Origin of the sequence: Streptomyces sp. SID5785 (genome assembly GCF_009870065.1) — a bacterium.
Taxonomy (GTDB): Bacteria; Actinomycetota; Actinomycetes; order Streptomycetales; family Streptomycetaceae; genus Streptomyces.
Genome location: NZ_WWIA01000397.1, coordinates 1 through 4,376, shown reverse-complemented (window position 1 = coordinate 4,376; position 4,376 = coordinate 1). Strand labels below are relative to the sequence as shown.

Here is a 4,376-nt window from a genome sequence, read left to right as displayed (position 1 = left end):
TGAGGTAGTAGTTGGCGAAGCGGCCGAGGTCGACGCCGAGGACGGTGTGGGTCTCGCCGAGGTCGAACCCGAAGATCTTGAGGTCCGGGATGTTCGGGATGCCGTTGGGTCCGTTGGTGACGTCGGGGCCGGAGTCGCCGTCCAGGTTGTTCATGGTGATGCGGAAGATCTCACCGAAGCCGAGGGTGACGATGGCGAGGTAGTCGCCGCGCAGTCGCAGGGTCGGGGCGCCGATGACGATGCCGAAGACGAGCGAGGCGGCGGCGCCGGTGAGGACGGCGGCCCAGAAGGGGAAGTGGACGCCGATGGTGGAGTCCGGGGAGCCGGAGACGAGGGCCGCGGCGTAGGCGCCGACGCCGAGGAAGGCGACGTAGCCGAGGTCGAGGAGTCCGGCGAGGCCGACGACGACGTTGAGACCGAGGGCGACGGTCGCGAAGACGAGGATGTTCGCGGCGACGTTGGTGTACGTGTCGTTGGTCTGGGTGAAGGGGAACGCGGCGGCGGCGACGAAGGCCGCGGTCAGCGCGATGGTGCGGTGCTTGGCGGTGAGCGCGGTGAGCCGGGAGGGCAGTCCGGTCTTGGTCAGGGCGATGCCGCCGAGGACGACCAGGATCAGGTAGCCGGTGAAGAGTTCGACGTATTCGGTGTCGATGCCGTACGTGAAGACGTACAGGGCGAGGCCGAAGGCGACGGCGATCAGGAGGATCTCGGCCCAGGAGGGCAGGCTGATCGTGGCGGGGCGGGCGGCGGGTGCGCGCAGGGAGCTGCGCAGCCGGGCCCAGGCGCCGGTGGCGGTGGTCTCGTCGTCCTGGTCGGCGGGGATGCCGAGGGCGCACAGGACGGTGAGCAGCGAGGCGATGCCGGCGACCCAGGCTCCGGGTTCGAGGTTGACGACGCCGCCGAGCCGGTAGCTGATGGCGCCGAGGGTGTAGCCGGTCGTGCCGAAGGTGCCGAGCGCGAGGAGCAGGACCGGGGCGGTGGTGCCGCCGGGCGTGAGCCAGCGCAGTCCGCGGATGCCGAGGGCGGACAGGGCGAGGAGCAGGGTGAGCAGGGCGCCGGTGAGCGTGAGGACCTGGAGGCCGCCGGGGTAGCCGGTGACGGTGAGGTCGCCGGGGAACTCGGCGGTCCAGGTCCAGGCCAGGAAGGTGCTGGCCAGGGTGGCGACGGCGCCGACGGCGGTGCCGTAGCGGGCCGCCGCTGCGGGCAGCGGGAGGACGGCGCGGGGCGGGGCGGTGGTCGTGGTGTCGGTCATGGTGATCACGCCCTGTCCGCGACGCGCTCGCCGAGCAGGCCCTGGGGGCGCAGCAGGAGCACGAGGATGAGGAGTGCGAAGGCCCAGACGTCCTTCCAGGCTCCGCCGCCGAGGAGTTCCATGCCGGGGATGTCCTGGATGTAGGCGGTGGCGAGGGCTTCGGCGAGGCCGAGGGCGAGGCCGCCGATCATGGCGCCGTAGATGTTGCCGATGCCGCCGAGGACGGCCGCGGTGAAGGCCTTGAGGCCGGCGATGAAGCCCATCTTGAAGCCGACCTGGCCGTACTTGAGGCCGTAGGCCATGGCGGCGACGGCGGCGAAGGCGCCGCCGATGGCGAAGGCGGTGACGACGATCCGGTCGGTGTTGATGCCCATGAGCTGGGCGGTGTCCGGGTCCTGGGAGGTGGCCTGCATGGCGCGTCCGGTGCGGGTCTTCGCGACGAAGTAGGCGAGGAACGCCATGCACACGGGGGCGGCGATGATGAGGAAGAGGTCGCCGCGCTGGAGGGTGAAGGCCCCGAGGTCGATGGGTCCGCCGGAGAACTGCGGGAAGGTGCGGTCCGCCTTGGCGTCGGGGTAGAAGGCCCAGACGGCCTGCTGGAGCGCGATGGACAGGCCGATCGCGGTGATGAGCGGGGCCAGTCGTGGGGCGCTTCTGAGGGGGCGGTAGGCGAACCGTTCGGCGCCGACGGCGACGAGGACGGAGCAGGCGATGCCCATGAGGAGCATGAGGGGCAGCGCGAGCGCGAGGGACGTGCCGCCGGGGAGCCAGAGCCACATGGTGAGGGCGCCGAAGCCGCCGATCATGTAGATCTCGCCGTGGGCGAAGTTGATGAGCTGGATGATGCCGTAGACCATGGTGTAGCCGACGGCTATGAGGCCGTACAGAGCTCCGAGTATCAGGCCGTTGACCAGCTGCTGCGGCAGATCGTGCACCGCTGGGCCTCCGAGGTTGTCGTCAAGTGCGAGGGCGCGGGGGGCTGTTGGCCCCCCGGCGCCGTGGGCTGGTGCGGTGGGGCCCCGCGGAGGGTGTCCGCGGGGTTCCCCGGGGGTCAGTCCTCCAGCTCGCCGGTCTTGACCGGGACGTGCTTGCCGTCCTTGACCTGGTAGACGGTGAGGGTGCGGTTGGTGGTGTCGCCGAACTCGTCGAACGAGACCTGGCCGGTGACGCCGTTGAAGGAGACCTTCTGGGCGGCTTCGGTGATCTTGGCGCGGGCGTCGCTGGGCAGCTTGCCGTCGTTGTCGTTCACGACGGTCTTGACGGCCTGGATGATGGCCCAGGCGGCGTCGTAGGAGAGGGCGCCGTAGGTCTCGTACGGCTCCTTGTAGCCGCCGGCGTTGTAGGCGGAGATGAACTTCTTGGCGGTGTCGAGCTTCTCGGGCGGGGCGCCGACCGAGGTGGCGAAGTCGCCTTCGGCGTTCTTGCCGGCGAGCTTGACGTAGTCGGCGCTCTGCAGGGCGTCGCCGCCGACGACCGGGATCTTGGCTCCGGCGTCCTTGATCTGCTTGGAGAGCGGGGCGCCGGCCGGGTACTCGCCGCCGTAGTAGACGAAGTCGGCCTTGGAGTTCTTGATCTTCGTCGCGATGGCGCCGAAGTCACGGTCGTCGGGGTTGATGTGGTCGGTGGCGACCACCTTGCCGCCGAGCTTGGTGAACTCCTCGCGGAACGTGCGGGCGAGGCCGGCGCCGTAGGTCTTCTTGTCGTCGACCGAGTAGACCGTCTTGAGCTTCAGGGTCTTGTACGCGTACTGGGCGGCGTAGGGGCCCTGCAGCGCGTCGGTGGTCGCGGTGCGGAAGTACGACTTGAACTGCCGTTCCTTCTTCGTCGCGTACTTGGCGCCCTGGGTGAGCTCGGGGGCGGTGTTGGCCGGGGAGATCTCCAGCAGGTTCGCGGAGTTGAACGTCTTCTGCATCGACTGGGCGACGCTGGAGTTCAGCGGGCCGACCACGCCGAGGACCTTGTCGTCGCCGACGAGCTTGGTCGCGTTCTGGCCACCGGTGGAGGGGTTGGCGACGTCGTCCAGCGGCTCGATCTTGAAGGTGACGCCGGGAACTTCCTTGTTCTTGTTGGCGGTCTTCGCGGCCAGGTCGACGGAGTTCTTGATGCCGATGCCGATGGCGGACAGGTCGCCGCTGAGCGGGGCGTCGACTCCGATGACCACCTGGGTGGTGTCGCCGGAGGAGCCCTTCTTGTCGTCGTCGCGCGAACCGCAGGCGGTGAGCGTGAGTGCTCCGGTCGTGAGCACGGACGTGAGTATGAGCAAAGAACGGTGTCGCACGATCATTCCTCTCCCTGGCGCGGCCTTCCGGTGTCGGAGGCCGTGTGTCTCGCCGGGCCGTACGGGTTGGTACAGGGCCGTGCAGATGACGCGCCCGGCGGCGCGGTGACTGGCCGTGACTATAAGCGCAGGTGGGGAGTGGAGCGTGGGTGCGGATGAGGCTGTGATGCTCTTGTTATGCCGGGGTGGGTACGGGTGGGCGCAGTGTGGACGTATGGGGCGCAGACGGACGGCACAGGTGCGGTGTGCGGTGTTCGCATGTCGAGAACGCGCAGTTCTCCGGCGGGACTTGGGGTGATCTTGGTCGGTGTGCAGCGGGTGTGAAGGCGGGTGCGGCGGGAGTCCCGTGCGGGGGTGCGAACGGGGGTTGTTCGGGACAGATCCGTGTTGCCGCGATGATAACTGTGTGTGACGAACGCGTGAGGCGGTGGGTGTCCGCCGGGCCGCTCCGGAGCGGCCCCGTCGTCGTCGGTGCGGTGTCCGGCCGGCGGGTGCGCGCCGGGTGGTGTCCGCCGTCGAGGGGGCGTGCGGCCGCCGCCTGCGCCGGTTGACCAGCAAGGAGGCGGAGTGTGCGCGCGGGGGCGTGCGGGTGCGGTGGTGTCCGGTACGGGTGCGCGGGGCGGCCGAGAGGGCGGTGACGGGTGGTGCCGTCGGGGCGACGGTGTCCAACTGGTGTGTACCCGACGTGACCTGACGCGTGATCATGTGCGGCCCGGCAGGGGGCTGACACGGGACGGGCGTGGGTCCGGCGGCCGGTGCGCGGCCCGGGTCCGCCCGCCGGTCGGGTCGGGGGCGCCGGTGCGGGCGGGGGTGCGGGCCGCGACGGCGGCCGGTGCCGTCCGGTGC

Annotated in this window: 3 protein-coding genes; all 3 read right to left on the bottom strand. The window is 70.2% G+C overall.

Annotation, left to right across the window (positions count from 1 at the left end):
* The coding region (locus tag GTW43_RS13120; protein ID WP_161301841.1) for a branched-chain amino acid ABC transporter permease at nt 1-1,252 on the bottom strand (1,252 nt) is incomplete at its 3' end.
* Between the two features lie 5 nt (nt 1,253-1,257).
* On the bottom strand, nt 1,258-2,187 hold the full coding sequence (locus tag GTW43_RS13115) for a branched-chain amino acid ABC transporter permease (RefSeq protein WP_161301454.1): 930 nt from the start codon (nt 2,185-2,187) through the stop codon (nt 1,258-1,260).
* A gap of 116 nt (nt 2,188-2,303) precedes the next feature.
* The gene (locus GTW43_RS13110) at nt 2,304-3,530 is read right to left on the bottom strand and encodes a branched-chain amino acid ABC transporter substrate-binding protein (protein ID WP_161301840.1); all 1,227 of its coding nucleotides are present in this window, start codon (nt 3,528-3,530) and stop codon (nt 2,304-2,306) included.
* Nucleotides 3,531-4,376 lie beyond the last annotated feature (846 nt).